Annotated in this window: 21 protein-coding genes and 1 tRNA gene; 15 read left to right on the forward strand and 7 right to left on the reverse strand. The window is 40.3% G+C overall.

Annotated features, from left to right (window positions below):
* The first annotated feature begins 2 nt into the window (after positions 1-2).
* The 8 genes from J3455_RS04115 to J3455_RS04150 all read left to right on the forward strand — a co-directional run bounded on the left by J3455_RS04115 (position 3) and on the right by J3455_RS04150 (position 5,554).
* Complete coding sequence (locus J3455_RS04115) at positions 3-854, forward strand: thymidylate synthase (protein WP_054562236.1); 852 nt, start codon at positions 3-5, stop codon at positions 852-854.
* Between the two features lie 26 nt (positions 855-880).
* Positions 881-1,762, forward strand: a complete 882-nt coding sequence (gene galU / locus J3455_RS04120; protein WP_239977801.1) for a UTP--glucose-1-phosphate uridylyltransferase GalU — start codon at positions 881-883, stop codon at positions 1,760-1,762.
* Between the two features lie 345 nt (positions 1,763-2,107).
* The gene (locus tag J3455_RS04125) at positions 2,108-2,671 is read left to right on the forward strand and encodes an SPOR domain-containing protein (protein ID WP_239977802.1); all 564 of its coding nucleotides are present in this window, start codon (positions 2,108-2,110) and stop codon (positions 2,669-2,671) included.
* A 72-nt stretch (positions 2,672-2,743) separates the two neighbouring features.
* Entirely contained in the window at positions 2,744-3,148 is a 405-nt protein-coding gene (locus J3455_RS04130; protein ID WP_349561172.1) for a hypothetical protein, read from the forward strand.
* 223 nt (positions 3,149-3,371) lie between these two features.
* The gene (locus J3455_RS04135) at positions 3,372-3,965 is read left to right on the forward strand and encodes a FlgO family outer membrane protein (RefSeq protein ID WP_130052124.1); all 594 of its coding nucleotides are present in this window, start codon (positions 3,372-3,374) and stop codon (positions 3,963-3,965) included.
* Between the two features lie 14 nt (positions 3,966-3,979).
* Positions 3,980-4,654 (forward strand): FlgO family outer membrane protein, encoded by a 675-nt coding sequence (locus tag J3455_RS04140; protein WP_178926690.1) that lies wholly within the window; start codon positions 3,980-3,982, stop codon positions 4,652-4,654.
* Between the two features lie 3 nt (positions 4,655-4,657).
* Complete coding sequence (locus J3455_RS04145; protein ID WP_130052122.1) at positions 4,658-5,311, forward strand: FlgO family outer membrane protein; 654 nt, start codon at positions 4,658-4,660, stop codon at positions 5,309-5,311.
* A gap of 168 nt (positions 5,312-5,479) precedes the next feature.
* A tRNA-Arg gene (locus J3455_RS04150) sits at positions 5,480-5,554 on the forward strand.
* 27 nt (positions 5,555-5,581) lie between these two features.
* Here J3455_RS04150 and J3455_RS04155 read toward each other — a convergent pair.
* From J3455_RS04155 to J3455_RS04165, 3 genes are all read right to left on the reverse strand, one after another.
* Positions 5,582-6,646 (reverse strand): zinc-binding dehydrogenase, encoded by a 1,065-nt coding sequence (locus tag J3455_RS04155; RefSeq protein ID WP_349561175.1) that lies wholly within the window; start codon positions 6,644-6,646, stop codon positions 5,582-5,584.
* Positions 6,647-6,833: 187 nt separating this feature from the next.
* A complete protein-coding gene (nhaD, locus tag J3455_RS04160) occupies positions 6,834-8,267 on the reverse strand; it encodes a sodium:proton antiporter NhaD (RefSeq protein ID WP_349561177.1) in 1,434 nt (477 codons plus the stop codon).
* Between the two features lie 234 nt (positions 8,268-8,501).
* Entirely contained in the window at positions 8,502-9,230 is a 729-nt protein-coding gene (locus J3455_RS04165) for a glutathione peroxidase (RefSeq protein WP_130052119.1), read from the reverse strand.
* Between the two features lie 110 nt (positions 9,231-9,340).
* On the opposite strand from J3455_RS04165, the gene J3455_RS04170 reads away from it, so the two are divergent.
* The gene (locus J3455_RS04170) at positions 9,341-10,240 is read left to right on the forward strand and encodes a LysR substrate-binding domain-containing protein (RefSeq protein ID WP_239977807.1); all 900 of its coding nucleotides are present in this window, start codon (positions 9,341-9,343) and stop codon (positions 10,238-10,240) included.
* Here J3455_RS04170 and J3455_RS04175 read toward each other — a convergent pair.
* On the reverse strand, positions 10,223-11,413 hold the full coding sequence (locus J3455_RS04175; protein WP_349561179.1) for a flagellar assembly protein FlgT: 1,191 nt from the start codon (positions 11,411-11,413) through the stop codon (positions 10,223-10,225). The genes J3455_RS04170 and J3455_RS04175 overlap by 18 nt on opposite strands.
* A 109-nt stretch (positions 11,414-11,522) precedes the next feature.
* Between J3455_RS04175 and J3455_RS04180 the strand changes: the two genes are divergently transcribed.
* Complete coding sequence (locus J3455_RS04180; RefSeq protein WP_130052116.1) at positions 11,523-11,981, forward strand: LPP20 family lipoprotein; 459 nt, start codon at positions 11,523-11,525, stop codon at positions 11,979-11,981.
* 112 nt (positions 11,982-12,093) lie between these two features.
* On the opposite strand, the gene flgN is transcribed toward J3455_RS04180, so the two are convergent.
* The 3 genes from flgN to flgA all read right to left on the reverse strand — a co-directional run bounded on the left by flgN (position 12,094) and on the right by flgA (position 13,621).
* On the reverse strand, positions 12,094-12,525 hold the full coding sequence (flgN, locus tag J3455_RS04185; protein WP_349561181.1) for a flagellar export chaperone FlgN: 432 nt from the start codon (positions 12,523-12,525) through the stop codon (positions 12,094-12,096).
* Complete coding sequence (gene flgM, locus J3455_RS04190) at positions 12,518-12,838, reverse strand: flagellar biosynthesis anti-sigma factor FlgM (RefSeq protein WP_054553314.1); 321 nt, start codon at positions 12,836-12,838, stop codon at positions 12,518-12,520. The genes flgN and flgM overlap by 8 nt, the downstream gene beginning before the upstream one ends.
* A gap of 78 nt (positions 12,839-12,916) precedes the next feature.
* Complete coding sequence (gene flgA, locus J3455_RS04195; protein ID WP_130052114.1) at positions 12,917-13,621, reverse strand: flagellar basal body P-ring formation chaperone FlgA; 705 nt, start codon at positions 13,619-13,621, stop codon at positions 12,917-12,919.
* Between the two features lie 142 nt (positions 13,622-13,763).
* Between flgA and J3455_RS04200 the strand changes: the two genes are divergently transcribed.
* From J3455_RS04200 to J3455_RS04220, 5 genes are all read left to right on the forward strand, one after another.
* Positions 13,764-14,696 carry a chemotaxis protein gene (locus tag J3455_RS04200; RefSeq protein ID WP_130052113.1) on the forward strand — a complete coding sequence of 311 codons (933 nt, stop codon included), beginning with the start codon at positions 13,764-13,766 and terminating at the stop codon, positions 14,694-14,696.
* A gap of 21 nt (positions 14,697-14,717) precedes the next feature.
* Positions 14,718-15,548, forward strand: coding sequence for a CheR family methyltransferase (locus J3455_RS04205; protein ID WP_130052112.1), 831 nt, complete (start codon positions 14,718-14,720; stop codon positions 15,546-15,548).
* 135 nt (positions 15,549-15,683) lie between these two features.
* Complete coding sequence (flgB, locus tag J3455_RS04210) at positions 15,684-16,094, forward strand: flagellar basal body rod protein FlgB (protein WP_130052111.1); 411 nt, start codon at positions 15,684-15,686, stop codon at positions 16,092-16,094.
* Between the two features lie 2 nt (positions 16,095-16,096).
* Positions 16,097-16,528, forward strand: a complete 432-nt coding sequence (flgC, locus tag J3455_RS04215) for a flagellar basal body rod protein FlgC (protein WP_130052110.1) — start codon at positions 16,097-16,099, stop codon at positions 16,526-16,528.
* A 13-nt stretch (positions 16,529-16,541) separates the two neighbouring features.
* Positions 16,542-17,222, forward strand: coding sequence for a flagellar hook assembly protein FlgD (locus J3455_RS04220; protein WP_062566777.1), 681 nt, complete (start codon positions 16,542-16,544; stop codon positions 17,220-17,222).
* The last annotated feature ends 39 nt before the right edge of the window (positions 17,223-17,261 follow it).

The following is a 17,261-nucleotide window of genomic DNA, read 5'->3' on the forward strand; positions in this document are numbered from 1 at the left end:
CAATGAAACAGTATTTAGATTTATGTCAGCGCATAGTTGACGAAGGTGTGTGGGTTGAGAATAAACGCACAGGTACCAAATGTTTAACCGTTATTAACGCTGATCTTGAGTATGATGTAGCGAATAACAAGTTTCCGCTAATTACAACACGCAAAAGCTTTTACAAAGCCGCCATAGCTGAATTACTTGGTTACTTACGAGGTTACGATAGTGCTGCACAGTTTCGTGATATCGGCTGTATGACTTGGAATGCAAACGCAAACGAAAACAAAGCTTGGCTTGAAAACCCACATCGTCGTGGTGAAGATGATATGGGGCGTGTCTATGGTGTTCAAGGCCGCAGCTGGCAGCGCCCTGACGGTAGTCATCTAGACCAACTTAAAAAAGTTATCGATAACTTATCTAAAGGCATAGATGATCGCGGTGAAATAGTCACTTTTTATAACCCAGGTGAGTTTGAGCTAGGCTGTTTACGCCCTTGTATGCACACGCACACCTTTTCTTTGTTAGGTGATACTCTATACTTAACTTCATACCAACGCAGCTGCGATGTGCCGCTAGGTTTAAACTTTAATCAGATACAATGTTTTGTGCTACTTGCTTTAGTTGCACAAATTACCGGACATAAACCAGGTAAGGCGTATCATAAGATAGCCAATGCACATATTTACGAAAACCAACTTGAGTTGATGCGTGATGTGCAGCTAAAGCGTGAGCCTTTCGCGTCACCAGAATTAAAAATAAACCCAAACATTAAATCACTTGAAGACATTGAAACCTGGGTTACAAAAGACGATTTTGAAGTAGTAGGTTATCAGTGTCACGATGCAATTAAGTATCCGTTTTCAGTGTAAGAACAATAAAATTTAAGGAGAAATCAATGAAAGCTGTGATCCCAGTTGCTGGTCTTGGCACGCGTATGTTACCTGCGACAAAAGCAATTCCTAAAGAAATGCTTCCTATTGTTGACCGACCACTGATTCAATACGTTGTAAATGAAGCAATTTCTGCAGGAATTAAAGAAATTGTTTTAGTGACGCATTCAAGTAAAAACTCAATAGAAAACCACTTTGATACCAGTTTTGAGTTAGAAGCAACGCTTGAAAAGCGTGTTAAGCGTCAGTTACTTGCAGAAGTACAATCAATCTGCCCGAAAGATGTAACGATTATTCAAGTTCGTCAGGGTGAAGCTAAAGGCCTTGGCCATGCTATCAACTGCGCAGCACCTATCATAGGTAATGAACCATTTGTAGTTATCTTACCGGATGTGATCATTGATGATGTGGCCAGCGACCTTAAAAAAGATAACTTAGCCGAAATGATCCAGCGCTTTGAAAGCACAGGTGAGAGCCAAATTATGGTGGAGCCTGTTCCGCAAAATGAAGTAGATAAATTTGGTGTAGTGGACTTAGGTGATGTAAAAATCCAGCAAGGTGAAAGTGCTGCAATTTTAAACATGGTTGAGAAGCCTCCGATTGAGCTAGCACCTTCAAATCTTGCTGTTGTTGGCCGTTATGTATTGAGCAAAAATATTTGGCCATTACTTGCAAAAACTCCTGCAGGCGCAGGCGATGAAATCCAATTAACAGATGCGATTGCTATGCTAATGGAAAAAGAAACTGTCGATGCCTACTCAATGAAAGGTAAAAGCCATGACTGCGGCAGTAAAATTGGTTATTTAAAAGCGATTGTTGAGTTTGCACTGCGTCGTGATGAATTCAAAGGTGAGCTTACAGACTTCATAAAGTCGCTGGTAAAATAAGCAATTTAGATTTCTAGTCAAAAATTACCTCATAAAAGTGTCTATATGGCACTTTTTTATGATTTACATAAACCTTACAATTGTCGATCATTACCCAATAAAGGATTTTTCTGATATACCTTTGTCTTAACGCATTGTTACTATTGAATGTAAATGAATAGTTTCGTTTATGGCTGTTTTCCAAAAATAACTAACACAAAGGTTATAGTCGAAACGTTAATACGTTAGTGGTTACGTTTTATATCTCAAATTATCTTTTAAGTGTTGATGTACAGGTAAGTACTAACAATATGCTCTTCTTTTAATAAGAAGCTAATTTTAATGGTACTTTAAAGAATCCTGATTATGAAATGTTACTTAAAGTCTTTGCGTTACAGTTTATACCTGATGGTGTTACTAGCTGTAGCTGGCTGTAGTAATAACCCATTGCCTTCTATTCTTAAAAATAAAAATATTAATATTACTTACCTTTTTAACAAAGCGTTTAAGCAATCAGATACTTTTAGTGTACTAATTCAAACGAGCCCAGATAAAGCAGCAATAAACTATAAATCAGTTGAAAATGTTAAGCAGATTCAAGATAACGATCTCAACTCTGTCTCTGAGCCATCAAACAAAACGGAGTTTCCTGAGCACAATTACAGTTTTGCTTTACAGCTTATGTCTGTTGAATCAGAACAAAGCCTTGCCTATTCATTTAAAAAAATGGTTAAGCGTGCGCCGAATATCTTCCAAGGAAAACCGATACTTAATATCGAAGTTGCTAAAGTAAATGAGCATACTTATTATCGCCTTAAGTTTGGCCGTTATAAGTACTTGAAAAATGCCAAAGCCGATTGTGAGGCTATTAAGCGGCAAGGAATTGATTGCTGGGTTGGTAACTACACTGACAACCGAATATATTTTTAGGGTTAAAGTTCATTCTAAAGGTGGCATTTTTATTGCTATGTTTTAAGCCTGTTTTTGAGAATCGACGTAATCATGCATTTTTCTATTTTTTCTAAATACCTATTGATAGCCATCAGCTTAACTGTTTTAACAGCATGTATGATGAGCCAAGAGCATAGCCAGCCTGAGCAACCATTTACGCATTCACAAAGCGCAGCTATTGCAGCAGCCAAAGCAGTAGAACCGGGCGTGCAATTAGGTTTATATTTAACACCGACAAAAGTAAGTCACCGTGTATTAGAGCTAAAGCGAGACTACCCTGATGTTTTGCATGGCCTGGATTTTCGTTTTAAAAAGCGTGAGTACAAAGGCGTAACCGTGTATGGACTAAGAGCTGGTCCATTTACAAACTATACTCAAGCTACTGCATTTTGTGAAATAGTAAAAAAGCTAGGGCAGACTTGTGTGACAGCTCCTTTTGTTGGACAGGTGCTGTAGCTACTGCTTTTGCGTCAACTAACTTTGCTATTCCTGTTTTAACAACCTCACATACTCAGTCTGAGTAGCGATTAATAACTTAAAACAGATCCATTACAAAGCGGCTTACTTCCTTTAATCACAGAGTTTCTTGCTTCACTATTATCTAGCTATATCTAGCAAATAATAATACTTAGGCATAATTATTGCTTTGTACTTACTAAGTTTAGTGAGGATGGCAATTATGCGCCTGTTATTTTATTCAGTTTTTTTAGTGTTGGTGGGTTGTAGCTTAACTGAAGAGCCACAAAGTGCGCCCCCTAGAGAAACCCCAAAATCGCCAATGGCACCATATACGGTGCATCAATACGTTGCTGATTTAAGCAGTCAGTTGAGCCGTATTCAAGGCCCTTATAAAGGTAATGCTCGTATTGCTGTTACCAGTTTTTATATGGCTGATGGCTTAGGAACTGATTTAGCAGAAGATCAGGGCAGTGGCTTAAGTCAGCAAATTCAAGAAAGTTTATTAACGCAATTTACTCAGCTTGGTTTTCATACTATCGAGTATCGGTTAGAAAATACTTTAAATTTGCAGCAATCGGCCGATAGTGTACTTAGTCGTGATGTAAATACCTTACGTCAACGTCAGAATATTGACTTTGTTATTACCGGCACACTGACGCGGCAACAACATGCCTACATAGTTAACGCCCGATTGGTAAATACCAAAGATCTGCGAATAGTGTCAGCAGCAAGCACCGAGATCCCCATTAATGTCATGTGGGGAGCTGAAAAAGTTCAGCAGCGTGATGGTCAGTTGTATCGAAGCGAATATTAAGAGGAACTCATTTAATGAAACGTTTAATTTTAACTTTATGTTTGCCTTTAGGCTTTGGTTGCTCTTCGATGTTATCAGGTGATGCAACACAGCAAGATAATGAGCCTCAGTTAGCTGCGCAAAGAGAAGTCGCCGCGCCGCATAGTAACGACAGTGTGTTCCAAACTAATAAGGCAGTGATGAACAACAGCACTTTTACCGCTGCACCAACGCGTAAAAATATTAATCATTATGTGCGTGGCATCATGCAAGACTTAGTTGAAAATTTGCAATATGTTAGCGATACCACGCCGGTTGCTGTTTCAAGTTTTGTGTACCTTGATGCTGATTACAACTCAACGAATTTGCTAGGTAATCAAATTGCCGAAAGTTTCATTCATGAACTGCACGCATTTGGTGTACCTGTCATTGACTTTAAAACTACTGATTATATGCGTGTCACGCCAAGTGGTGACTATGTTTTCAGTCGTGATTATTTAGAGCTAAGCCAAGATCAAAATTTTAATTATGTATTGGCAGGTACCTTGGTTAATCATCAAAGTGGTGTGCTCGTTAATGCCCGTATTGTTGGCTTAGCAAGTAAAGCAGTTGTAGGGTCAGCGCAGGGTTTTATCCCGCAATCAGTGGTTGATGCCCTTGATAGCACCAACCGTAGTGATGGTATTACACTAAAACAAGCAAGTGAGTAAGCTATGAAAGGTTTTATCTTAGCATCGTTAACGCTCGCGCTATCCGGCTGCCAATTGCTGCCAGAGCAATCAGCAGAGCCGAAAAACGCACAGGCTTCAGCAAATGGTCAGTTAGATTACGTTGCTATGCTGCAAGCAGTTGAACAAAACGACATGCAGCAGGATAACGCTAACCATCGTCTATTTGTGCCATATCAACATCATAAAACAGTTGTAAATTATGTCGAGCAAATGGCGCTTGAGTTAGTTGATACTATGCAACAAGAAAGTGAGTTAGGAATTGCTATTACTTCTTTTGTGGATTTAGATGCAAGCTTAAAAACCAGCTCTCAACTTGGTAATCAACTGTCGGAAACAATGCTGCACCAGCTGCAAAAATTTGGCTTTGGGGTTGTTGATTTTAAAGCGATGGATGTAATTAGTGTGACCTCACGTGGTGATTTTGTGATGTCGCGTGATATAGAAGAGTTAGCCGAGCGTCGCATTGCCAGCCATGTACTTACAGGCACGCTTATATATCGCCCTAACGGCGTTGAAGTGAATGCTCGAGTGATTAATTTAAACTCAAAACTTGTTATTGCCAGCGCACAAAAAGTGATCCCGTATTTTGTGCTAAAAAATGAGTCAATCCAATCTGCAACAGCTAGCGTTAATTAGCTCTTGCATTACACTAATCGGCTATTCTCGAGTCGATTGGTTTATTCTCCTTGATTAGCAAAGCCTTAGACCGTTATAATTTTAGTTACAAGTTACAAGTTACAAGTTACAAGTTACAAGTTACAAGTTACAAGTTACAAGTTACAAGCAATCCCTCAGCTTTTGAGTGGCCTCTTAGTTAAATGGATATAACGGCCCCCTCCTAAGGGGCAGTTACAGGTTCGATTCCTGTAGGGGCTACCAAGTTACCTCAGCACCCCCGAAGCTTAATTAACCCGTTACTTTTTTAAGCTCACCTGTGCGCCATGGTTCAATGATGATTTTGATATGGTCGTTTGGTTTAAACAAGGTATCAAAGGCAGCTTGTACGCCATCGATGCCGACTTTTCCTGTGCGCATTTTTTGCCATGCAATTTTACCTGAAGCGATGTTCTCGAGTGATTGAGCAAATTCTTCTGGTTGATAGTAATAAGAGAAAATAAGGTCTAACTCTTTGACAGTTGCATAGGCAAAATTAACGTTAAGTGGTGCAGTATGTACACCTGTTACAATGATTTTTGCTTTTGCTGGCGCACGTAAAATGTAGTCGTTTAATAAGCGGCTGACACCGGCGCATTCAAAAATAACTACCTTGTTGCTACCTGCAAGCACAGCGGCTTTAGCCACTTCATCATCCGCCATAGGGTTAACATATTCAGTAGCGCCAAATTCAAGGGCAATTTGTTTTTTGCTTTCTTGCGGATCAGAGGCAACGATGTGTTTTACGCCTTGTAACTTTAATGCGGCAATCGCGGCAAGGCCAATTGGGCCACAACCAACTACGATTGCAACATCATCATTATGCATTTGTGCGCGGTTCACTGCATGCAGGCCAACAGCAAGTGGTTCTGTAATGGCTGCCGCTTCTGATGGAACTGCATCAGGAATAGGTAACAACAAAGCTTCATCAACGATAAAGTATTCAGAATAGGCACCATACAGCCCTGGAGTTACACCTACGCCAGCACCGCCAGCAGAGAGTAAGATTGGCACTGAGGTTACACGGGTTCCTTTAGCAAGTTCGCCTTTGGTATTTGGGCCGTAGCTGACGATTTCTGCCGCATATTCATGGCCCAATAACACTTCTTGGTCATCGCCAGCATCTTTTGCCATGATGCCAAGGTTTTTATAGATATCGAATACATCACTGGTGTGGCGTGTAATATGAATATCTGAACCGCAAATACCGCAAGCTAGGCTTTTTACGAGTACTTGGCCGGGTCCAGGAGTGGGAATATCAATTTGTTTTACATGCAACTTGCCATTTTGCATGGCAACAGAATTCATTTGGCTCATATGTGTGTCCTCAATTCACCTTATTTGTGAATTACTAGACTAAAGTAAAGTACCTGCCTTAATCTTGACTTTTTGCGACAAAAACACCGCTTATTGCGACATTGCTGTTTATAAACCGCTCATTGTGGAGTGTTCAAAGTTAAAACCCTAAAAACGATTAGGGTTTTAACTTTAACATTACAGAGGTTTAGCTGAAGTAGGCAGTATTGAGATATAAGTGAGTTAATACACCTGCAAAGTAACCGAGTAAAATAACCGGTGACCATTTTAAGTGGCTATTAAAGGTGTAAATCCCTCGCGCTTGACCCATTAGTGCAACCCCTGCCGCAGAGCCAATTGATAACAGGCTACCACCAATTCCGGCTGTTAAAGTGATGAGCAGCCATTGACCGTGCGACATATCAGGCATCATTTGTAACACCGCAAACATCACAGGAATGTTATCTACAACGGCTGACATTAAACCAAGAATAATGTTCGCACCGGTAGCAGACCAATTGTTATAAAGTAAGTCAGAAAGCAGCGCTAAGTAGCCGATAAACCCTAAGCCACCAACACAAATAACGATGCCATAGAAGAACAAGAGCGTGTCCCACTCGGCTCTTGATACACGGCTAAATACATCAAAAGGAACAACGTTACCTAAGCGAGATAAGCGTTCTTTGTCACCTTCACGCTCTGCCATGGCGCGCTTTCTGGCAAGAGAGCCGGGGAGTGTCACGCGTAAGAAGTAACCAAAAAACTGTAAATAGCCAAGGCCCATCATCATGCCCACAACCGGTGGTAAACCAAAGGCGGTTTTTAGCACCACCGCGGTGAGTATTGTCAGTAAGAATAAGCACAATATGCGAAGCGCACCGCGTTTAAGTTCAATATCTTCATCGGCCGTATCCGGGTGACGGTTATTGATAAATAAAGACATAACAAATGCAGGAATAATATAGCTGACTAAAGCTGGTAGGAATAAAACAAAGAACTCGGTAAAGGCAACAACATCGGCTTGCCAAACCATGAGTGTCGTGATGTCACCAAATGGGCTGAATGCGCCACCGGCATTTGCGGCTATTACAATATTGACGCACGACATAGCAATAAAGCGATTATCATTTGCTGCTACCTTCATTACCACTGCACATAAAAGTAGGGCAGTAGTTAAGTTATCGGCTACAGGTGAAATACAAAATGCCAGTACACCGCTTATCCAAAATAATTGTTTGTAGCTAAAGCCCCTCGCAACCAGCCAACTTCTTAGGCCATCAAATAAACGACGCTCTTCTAGGGCGTTGATGTAGGTCATCGCAACGAGCAAAAATAGCATTAACTCCGAAAATTCTAACAAGGCGTGACGAAATGCGTCGGTACTAAGATCAGATAAGTTTTGTGCACTGTACTGCCAAGCTATAAGGGTCCAAATAATCCCGGCTGCAACCAATACGGGTTTTGATTTGCGTAAGTGAATTTGTTCTTCGAGTATGACGAGCACATAAGCAAAGATAAAAATAACAAGGCATATAATGCCAACAGGGTGGGTGAGTAAATCGATAGTACCAGTTGACGCAGCATGAGCTTGGCCACCGAAACATAGCAAGGAAAGGAGCAATCCTTGTATTAGTTCTTTCATTGTATATTCCAATTAAATCATCTTAATTTCGTTACGGTTTAAGTAAATGTAGCTGCAGACATTTTAGATTCATTCTTTGCTTTATGTAATAAATTGGTAACTAAGATGTTGGTATTTTGAATATAAATATCGGTGATGGCGAGAGCAGACCAGTTAGTTAATTTGCTTTTTAATCAATGGGTTGTAGGTTTTTAAATAATATAAGGGCTGCATTCAGCAGCCCCAACTTGAAAATTATGCAAAGTGTTTTTCTAAATCGTCAGAGCCACCAATGTGCTCACCGCCTATGAATACTTGCGGTACTGTCTCACGACCTGAAATCGCTTTTAAGCTGGTTAATGATGCGTGTTGACCTAATATAATTTCTTCGTACACATAACCCTTTGCTTCTAATAATGCTTTAGCTTTTGTACAGAATGGGCAATTAGGTTTCGTAATAATGCTCACTGACTCTGGTTTTATTTGCGCAGGGTTAATGTATTCAAGCATGGTATCAGCGTCAGATACTTCAAATGGGTCGCCTGGCTTTTGTGGTTCAATAAACATTTTTTCGATAACGCCGTCTTTTACAAGCATAGAATAACGCCAGCTGCGCTTACCAAAGCCTAAGTCGTTTTTATCAACTAACATACCCATGCCGTCAGTAAACTCACCGTTGCCGTCTGGTAGTAGGGTAATATTTTGGGCTTCTTGGTTTTGTGCCCAAGCATTCATCACGAATGTATCGTTTACAGAAATACAGACAATGTCATCAACCCCGTTTTGTTTAAATACAGCAGCAAGCTCGTTATAACGTGGTAAATGTGTTGATGAACAAGTAGGTGTAAATGCGCCAGGTAATGCAAATAGCACAACCGTTTTATCTTTAAAGATTTCGTCAGTAGTAACGGATTTCCATTGCTCGTCTACACGTGTTGCGAATGTAACGTTTGGTACTTTTTGGCCTTCGATATTGTTTAACATTGTTTTGATTCCTCTTGATTTGTTGAGTGCTATTATGCGGTTTAATTTTTGATAGTTCCAATCGTTTGTTTGTATTGATATGATAGATAAAAGCTATTAAAGGTGCGGTTATGAATTTAAAAGACTTCGAATATGTAAAAGCGGTTGCACAGTACAAGCACTTTAGAAAAGCAGCAGATGCCTGCTATATCAGCCAACCTACGCTAAGCGGGCAAGTTAAAAAGCTTGAACAAGAATTGGGTGTTGTTATTTTTGACCGTTCAACTAAGCAGGTCACAATCACCGCTCAAGGTGAGCAATTACTTAAACAGATCACATTTATTCTTGAGCAAACGCAAGTGCTCAAAGAAATTGCCGCCAGCTCACACGATCCACTAAAAGGTAAAATAAATGTAGGGATTATTCCTACCATCGCACCTTATTTACTGCCAACGCTATTAACATCAATGAAGCAAGCTTTCAGTGAAACCCAATTTTCATTTACTGAAATGCAAACAGCACAAACGCTGCTGGCCCTTGATAATGGAGAGATTGATATTGCAATTGTTGCTGATGTAGCCGATTTAGCGCCTTATCATGTTTCACCGCTTTATAAAGAAGATTTTTTGGTCGCGGTGTCAGAGCAACACGTATTAGCAGAACACACTGAAGTAGCTTTAGCTCAATTACAGGATTGTGATTTATTAATGTTAAATGAAGGGCATTGCTTTAAGGAGCAAGCAGAGCAATTTTGTTTTTCAGCTGGGGTTGAAGTCTCGAATCAATATAAAGGTAACAGTATAGAAACCTTACTCGCGCTGGTAGCAATGGATGATGGGGTAACCTTTGTTCCTAAGCTTGCATGTACACCACGTGAAGGAGTGAAGTACTTAGCTATAACACCAAACCAGCAACGCCAAATTGTCATTGCAACTCGTAAGCACTACCCGCACATAGCAGGTGTTGAGCAATTAGCTAACTGGCTAAATGCTCATGAAGGCCTACAAGCTCATTTACTCGCTAGCAGCTAACTCAACAATATCGTTAATTTGAATGTTAGGCAGTGGTTGCTTATCTATACTCATGGCAACCGCTGATTGCTGATAAAGCTGAGTCACTTTTACCTGATTAAGTGTCGTGATTTTATGCGGGAGTTTATTACCCTGTGCATCCGTTAGGTAATTATGGTGTGCAATATTTAAAACTTGCCCTTGCTCGAGACCATGAGCCTTACCAAGGTTTATAATCAGCCTATCGTTTTCGATATGCAGTATTTTACCTTGCGTGGGCAAGCAGGCCATGGCTGCTTGTAAGTCATAGGTTAGAGTTTGGTTTATATCACTAATAGCTTGGCCATAGTCGGTTGCCCAAAATCGGTCACTATAAACATCGATGATCTCAGTCTTTTTATACGGCCAAATGCCTTCAGTTTGGTAGCTTTTTTGCCAAAGTTTTTCGTAAGTTGTGCCATCAAAGAGCACATAATCAACTTTATATGCACGCTTAAAACTGTCATCCTGCCAAAATGCATAGTCGTTATTAATTTTATGGTTGACCGACAAATCACGAATACGACTTAGTAACACATATTGCGAGTTACTTCGGCTAGTGATTTCCTCAAGTAGTGCATTACTATAATCGTATTGCTGAGTGAAAAAGTGATCTACCCTTAGCGGCATGTTGTAATAAGCCGTTGGCTTAGCTGCCATTTGTGTATTGCTTAAGCTATTATATAGGTGTTCGCTTATTGCTTTGTTTACGTCAAAAATTTGGCCCATACGTGCTTGCTCGCGATTGGCAAGTTGGCTTTGTGTAACAGCAATAAATTTAGTGTATTGGTTTGCAGGGCACTCTTCTGCTTGAGCAAAGATGTCTAAGCGAAGCGTAATAGCATAGGTGTCGTTATGACGATCTTCGCTGATTAATTCTATTTTCTGGATTTCACCGTGGCTACTTATTTTCAGCTGATCTTGCGTCAAAACCCCGTCAACTAGAGTCTGTACAGAGCTTACTCGAGCGCCAGAAAACACTAACGCCTGAGTAATGGCATCTTTAATGGCGGCAGATTTGGCTTGGCTAGTATCGCCATTTTTTACAACTGCATGGCCTGTAGATTCAAGCCATTGCGCTAAACTATTGTTAGAAAACAAAATTGTAAAAGCTAAGCCAAGACTTTTTAAGCAGGCTATTGTTTTATTGTTCATGCTGACACCTAGCATTAAAACTATTGAATAACCTAAATGAGCAAGGACTGTACCACAGTGGCATTAAACGTGCATATTTGTAGACAAGAGTTTTAAGCGGAAGCAAATTATGCGAGTACTTCTATTAGGTGGGCTAGTTGCCTGCGCAGCATTAACAGGCTGCAGTAGTATTTTTGATAAACATGTAGAATACACTTACATTGAGCCAGATAGCTACCCGGTGCTAAAAGCTGTGGGTTATGCGCCAATAAGTGCTCAGCCTGGCAGTAATGAATCGCAGCGTACTCTACTTGCGATTAAAGCCTCAAAGCTTGAAGCTTACCGCGAGCTTGCTGAGCAAGTTTACGGGCAAAGAATTTCCGCAGGCACTACAGTGCAAAACAGCATTGCTCATAATGATCAATTACAAAGCCAAGTACAAGGTGTGATCAAAGGTGCACAGGTTATTAAAACCTATGCAGTAGGGGACACCTACGCAACTGAATTACAGCTTGATATGAAGCGAGTGCACGATTTATACATCGGCGAAGTAAAACCGCGCCAAGTGAAAAAAGTAACATATTATTAGGTGCAACTTAGTCTAGTTGTAACCTATTGGCTTGCCGCATAAGTCCAGCAAATTCTGCAAGCATAAAAAAACGCGATAACTTAGTTATCGCGCTTTTTTAATGAAATAGTATTTAGGCTTTCAAGTTGTGAACGATTTTCTTATCGCCTTGAATAACACTGCCGCCTTGGTCGTAGGTCATCGATGATGGCGCACCGATTAAAATATCCTTAAGTTGTTTAACACTCAGCTGTGCTTGATGGGCTGCATGGGCATTAACATCGTTTTTCTTTTTGCAGCTTGATAGTAAAGTGTTAACTTGCTTGATAAGTAAACTCACTTCGTCATCTTGCGAATCATTGTGCGCAACAAGCTTTTGAACTTCTTTATCAATTGTTTGGATTTGTTGTAACAGAGAGATTTTTTGTTGGGCAATACTCTTTAATCCATCGCCACGTTTTGCAGCAATGGCTGTCAATTCATCATCTAACAGCGCAGCAATAGACTCTAAGCACGAAACTTGTTGTGTTAGTTTACTGGCAATTAAATGATTATGATCAGCCATAGACATCAAACTCGAATGCAGCAATGTTCTTTGCTAACTTCTCAGCATCAATTTGGTATTTACCTTCGCTGATTGCTTTTTTCAGCTCAGCTACTTTATTGCTGTCAAAGCCAGATGATTGCTCAGCTTTTTCTTGCAAAGACTTAAGCTGTTTAGCTTGAGGTGTTAAGCTCACAGAATCTGCACTTGCTTTAGGTGCGGCTGACTTTGCAGCAGCTGCATTAGCATTATCTTTTTGTAAATCAAGCTTCTTTTGCTTGGTATTTGTCAACACAGAAGGCTGTTGTTGACCATTATTGACATTGCTTACCATAATTTTGACCTATACATTACCCAACATATGCCTTTATATCGGCGGGCACAGCGGATACTTTAGCATAAATATAAAAAATTAAATATTTACTTGTACAGACTCGACCCCATCCACACGTGCATTTAATACTTTACCTGATTTTTTGTTTTTTACACGTACTAATTCGTCTAACGTGCCATCTTCTAAAGCAATCCCAGTGGTCTTAATTCTTAAACCGCGTAATGAGGCATAAATAGTGACATTATCGCCTTTGCAAACCATACACACCTGACGCATTACAATAGGGCTGCCATCACGCAAGTTACGTTTGCTACGGCTGCCAATAAGTATAGACTCATCTTGTACGTATTGCGTTCTAACAAACTGCTTTGGTTTCATTTCAACACGTAAATGCTCTGGACGGATGACTTCACCACGAGCAAGGTTGGTTGTTACAACAACCACAGGTTCGAGCTCAATTATGCGGACATGGACGTATTGGGTCCAACTATTTAGGTCTTGGCACTTAAGTTGTACAGTTACCTGCCGATTAAAAGGAGGTTCTGTTGGTAACTCTTTGTTTATTGGCGACTCACAAAACCTCTCAGGAATGCGACCATCTAATGGTAAAGCACTTATTTGTGGTTTGGTGTCCAGATCAGGGAGCTGTTCGCTAACAAAATCGATAGCGATTTGTTGAAGTTGCTCGTTATTATAAACTTCTGCCTGCAGTTGTGTTGCAAACAACAGGCTAGTAAGAAAATAAAAAACACTGTATCTTCGGCTTTTTTTTAACAAACTCATATTGTTTCGACTATGCTTATGGTTGAAAACAAGGTATAAATATTTTGCGTCAAAAAACAGACGCTTCGTAACCTTATGTAGCTTTAACACAAAGAAGGCAATTATTGTTCCAGCTCTGATTGTTTATCTTTAGGAGATTGAAATGGCAGGCATTTTAGACTCAGTTAACCAGCGTACTCAGTTGGTTGGGCAAAACCGCCTTGAATTACTATTATTCAAACTCAGAGGGCGACAACGCTTTGGTATCAACGTGTTTAAAGTAAGAGAGGTTTTGCAATGCCCACCACTTACTAACATGCCAAAATCAAACGCGTATATTCGCGGCGTTGCGCACATTCGTGGCCAAACTATCTCTGTTATTGATTTATCGATGGCCGTAGGTGGTCCGGCAATTGAAAATATCAAAGACAGTTTTATCATCATTGCTGAGTACAACCGTTCAGTGCAAGGGTTCTTAGTTGGCGGAGTTGAGCGCATCGTTAATATGAACTGGGAAAAAATAATGCCACCGCCTTCAGGTGCGGGACGTTATTCATACTTAACAGCGGTCACTGAGATTGAAAATGAGTTAGTTGAGATACTTGATGTAGAAAAGATCTTAAACGAAATTTGTCCAGTTAACACTGAAGTGAGTGCTGAAGTGGTTGGTGAGGGTGAAATTCAGCGTGATTTAGGTGAGCGTATTGTCTTTATTGCTGACGATTCAGCGGTAGCTCGAAACCAAGTTAAACGTGCGCTTGAACCGTTAGGTGTACAAACTGAGTTAGCTAAAAACGGCAAAGAAGCATTATTACGTTTACGTGAGATTGCTCAGCTTGATTGTAAAAATGATATTACTGAGCGCGTTGGCTTATTGATATCTGACGTAGAGATGCCGGAAATGGATGGTTATACCTTAACCGCCGAAATTAAAGCAGATCCAAAATTATCACCTCTTCATGTGATCTTGCATACCTCTTTAAGTGGTGTATTTAACCAAGCAATGATTGAAAAAGTAGGTGCCGATGATTTTATTGCAAAATTTAACCCAGATGAATTAGCAACAGCTGTGAAAAAGTGGGTTCATTGTGATTAATTATTTATAGGTGGTATTACTTTGGAAAATAAGCATTTACAACAAAGCGAATACGATCAATTCCGCTCTTTCTTAGAACAACAATGTGGCATTGTGCTTGGTGATAACAAACTTTACTTAGTAAAAAGTCGCCTAGCGCCGCTTATGGCGCGTTTTAATGTCGAGTCTTTATCACAGTTGGTAAGTAAAACCTTAAGTCCTCATGAGAGGCAGCTTCGTGCCGCTGTGGTTGATGCCATGACCACCAATGAGACGCTATGGTTTCGAGACCAATACCCATTTGAGCTATTGAAAACGAAGCTATTCCCTGAACTTAAAGATGTTCGTCGACCATTGAAAATATGGTCAGCGGCAAGTTCATCAGGGCAGGAGCCATACTCTATTGCCATGTCGGTCGCTGAGTTTCAGGCTAAAAACCCTGGCGTATTAAAGATGGGAGCGCAAATAATTGGCACAGACATTTCTAATACCATGCTTGATATGTGTAAGAACGCTGAGTACGACTCGTTAGCCCTTGCTCGTGGTTTGTCGATGGAACGACGTCAGAAGTTCTTTAAGGACAGCGGTAATGGAATGGCTCAGGTTGTTGAACCTATTCGCAAAATGGTGAGCTTTAGACATTTAAACTTACTAGATTCATACGCCTTAATGGGCAAGTTTGACATTATATTTTGTCGTAATGTGTTAATTTACTTCTCACCAGAAGTAAAAGCTAAAATCATTTCGCAATTTGCTCAAGCTTTAAACCCTAAAGGTTATCTATTTTTAGGTGCATCTGAATCAATGGCGGGCCTTAGTGACAGCTTTGATATGGTTCGTTGTAACCCTGGTATTATCTATCAAAAAAAGTAAACTCTCCTTAGCAACCTAGTCCTTAGGTTGCTAAATTTATCTATTTTTCAGTCTGTTATACAAATAAAACTTACTCCTTATTTTTGGCTTATCTTTTGCATTGTTCACTGCAGAGTCAATTTTTTGGAGATGGTTATGGCTATCAGTTTTGATAAAGCATTTGGAGTTCATCCGCATGCGATGTTGATCCGTTCACAACGCGCTGAGTTATTAGCGACAAATATCGCTAATGCTGATACGCCGGGCTATAAAGCGAAAGACATCGATTTTGCCTCGGCATTAAAAGCGGCAAAAAGCAACCAGCAAGGTGGCAATAGTATGGTAAGAACCGATGCTAAACATATTGCCGGAGGCAGTCGTTTTGTTGGTAATGCCGAAATGTTTCGTACGCCAAATCAAGCAGATACAGGTGATGGTAACTCAGTTGATATACAAGTGGAACGAAACTTGTATGTACAGAACTCATTAGAGTATCAGGCAAGCCTGCAATTTATGAGTAGTAAAATTAAAGGCCTTAAAAAAGCCCTCGGTAGTCAAGGAGCTTAATCATGAGTTTGTATAATGTTTTTGATATTTCAGCAACCGGTATGAGCGCGCAAAATGTCCGCTTAAATACTACTGCCAGTAATATCTCGAATGCGAATTCGATTAGTTCTAGCCAAGATCAGACGTATCGAGCGCGCCATCCTGTTTTTGCTGCAGAGTTGACTAAAGCGTCAGCATCACAAAGCAATCCTCAGGGCTCTTCTGTTGGCGTTAAAGTACTAGGCATTGTAGAGAGTGATAAGCCTCTGCAAATTGAATATAACCCAAACCATCCAAGTGCTGATGAAAATGGTTACATCTATAAGCCTAACGTTAATGTTGTAGAAGAAATGGCAAATATGATTTCTGCCTCTCGCTCTTACCAAACAAATGTGCAAGTTGCTGATGCAGCTAAGCAAATGTTAAGTAAAACACTGTTGCTTGGGCAGCGGTAACCGAGGATAAGTTATGAGTAACGACATCAGCAGTGCGTCATCCACGTATTTAGATAATTTACGTTGGCAAGACAATCAAAATAAAACAGAAGAGAAAGATGATACTTTAACGCAAGAAGACTTCTTCTCACTTTTAACACAACAGTTGTCGTTTCAAGACCCAAGCAAGCCAGCTGATAATGATCAAATGATTGCGCAGATGACGAACTTCACTATGGCTGAGGGTATTTCAAACTTAAATGAGAAGTTTGAATCACTGACTGCTTCAATGACATCAAATTCTGCGTTACAGGCTTCTACCCTTGTTGGTAAGCAAGCGTTACTTGAGTCTGACACGATTGATTTTGATGGTGAAAATCTCGCTAAAGGGTCGGTAGTTGCAGAAACTGCCGTTGAGTCTCTAACGTTAAGAATAACAGATTCATCGGGCCAGTTAGTGCGCACGATTGAATTAGGTTCGCAGTCAGCGGGTGCACTTCGTTTTGAATGGGATGGTAAAGATAACGATGGCAATGTACTCCCTGAAGGTGAGTATGACATCAGTGCTGAAGGCTTTGTAAATGGAGACTACAGCAGTATGCCAATGGCGACCTTTAAGAATATTGAAAGTGTCAATATTAATGGCGCCAGCGGCATTATCGTAAATACAAAAGAGGGTGCGGTTAGGCTAACTGATATAGCTGAAATCGCATAAGTAAAAAAGGTTTGGGTTAGCTTAGGCTAAGAGATAGGT

The organism is Pseudoalteromonas sp. NFXS39 (assembly GCF_040148775.1).
Classification (GTDB): Bacteria; Pseudomonadota; Gammaproteobacteria; order Enterobacterales; family Alteromonadaceae; genus Pseudoalteromonas; species Pseudoalteromonas apostichopi.

What these genes read in the sequence shown, in the direction of transcription:
- J3455_RS04115 (WP_054562236.1), top strand. Translation starts at nt 3, where the DNA reads ATGAAACAGTATTTAGATTTATGTCAGCGCATAGTTGACGAAGGTGTG.
- galU (WP_239977801.1), top strand. Translation starts at nt 881, where the DNA reads ATGAAAGCTGTGATCCCAGTTGCTGGTCTTGGCACGCGTATGTTACCT.
- J3455_RS04125 (WP_239977802.1), top strand. Translation starts at nt 2,108, where the DNA reads ATGAAATGTTACTTAAAGTCTTTGCGTTACAGTTTATACCTGATGGTG.
- J3455_RS04130 (WP_349561172.1), top strand. Translation starts at nt 2,744, where the DNA reads ATGCATTTTTCTATTTTTTCTAAATACCTATTGATAGCCATCAGCTTA.
- J3455_RS04135 (WP_130052124.1), top strand. Translation starts at nt 3,372, where the DNA reads ATGCGCCTGTTATTTTATTCAGTTTTTTTAGTGTTGGTGGGTTGTAGC.
- J3455_RS04140 (WP_178926690.1), top strand. Translation starts at nt 3,980, where the DNA reads ATGAAACGTTTAATTTTAACTTTATGTTTGCCTTTAGGCTTTGGTTGC.
- J3455_RS04145 (WP_130052122.1), top strand. Translation starts at nt 4,658, where the DNA reads ATGAAAGGTTTTATCTTAGCATCGTTAACGCTCGCGCTATCCGGCTGC.
- J3455_RS04155 (WP_349561175.1), bottom strand. Translation starts at nt 6,646, where the DNA reads ATGAGCCAAATGAATTCTGTTGCCATGCAAAATGGCAAGTTGCATGTA.
- nhaD (WP_349561177.1), bottom strand. Translation starts at nt 8,267, where the DNA reads ATGAAAGAACTAATACAAGGATTGCTCCTTTCCTTGCTATGTTTCGGT.
- J3455_RS04165 (WP_130052119.1), bottom strand. Translation starts at nt 9,230, where the DNA reads ATGTTAAACAATATCGAAGGCCAAAAAGTACCAAACGTTACATTCGCA.
- J3455_RS04170 (WP_239977807.1), top strand. Translation starts at nt 9,341, where the DNA reads ATGAATTTAAAAGACTTCGAATATGTAAAAGCGGTTGCACAGTACAAG.
- J3455_RS04175 (WP_349561179.1), bottom strand. Translation starts at nt 11,413, where the DNA reads ATGAACAATAAAACAATAGCCTGCTTAAAAAGTCTTGGCTTAGCTTTT.
- J3455_RS04180 (WP_130052116.1), top strand. Translation starts at nt 11,523, where the DNA reads ATGCGAGTACTTCTATTAGGTGGGCTAGTTGCCTGCGCAGCATTAACA.
- flgN (WP_349561181.1), bottom strand. Translation starts at nt 12,525, where the DNA reads ATGGCTGATCATAATCATTTAATTGCCAGTAAACTAACACAACAAGTT.
- flgM (WP_054553314.1), bottom strand. Translation starts at nt 12,838, where the DNA reads ATGGTAAGCAATGTCAATAATGGTCAACAACAGCCTTCTGTGTTGACA.
- flgA (WP_130052114.1), bottom strand. Translation starts at nt 13,621, where the DNA reads ATGAGTTTGTTAAAAAAAAGCCGAAGATACAGTGTTTTTTATTTTCTT.
- J3455_RS04200 (WP_130052113.1), top strand. Translation starts at nt 13,764, where the DNA reads ATGGCAGGCATTTTAGACTCAGTTAACCAGCGTACTCAGTTGGTTGGG.
- flgB (WP_130052111.1), top strand. Translation starts at nt 15,684, where the DNA reads ATGGCTATCAGTTTTGATAAAGCATTTGGAGTTCATCCGCATGCGATG.
- flgC (WP_130052110.1), top strand. Translation starts at nt 16,097, where the DNA reads ATGAGTTTGTATAATGTTTTTGATATTTCAGCAACCGGTATGAGCGCG.
- J3455_RS04220 (WP_062566777.1), top strand. Translation starts at nt 16,542, where the DNA reads ATGAGTAACGACATCAGCAGTGCGTCATCCACGTATTTAGATAATTTA.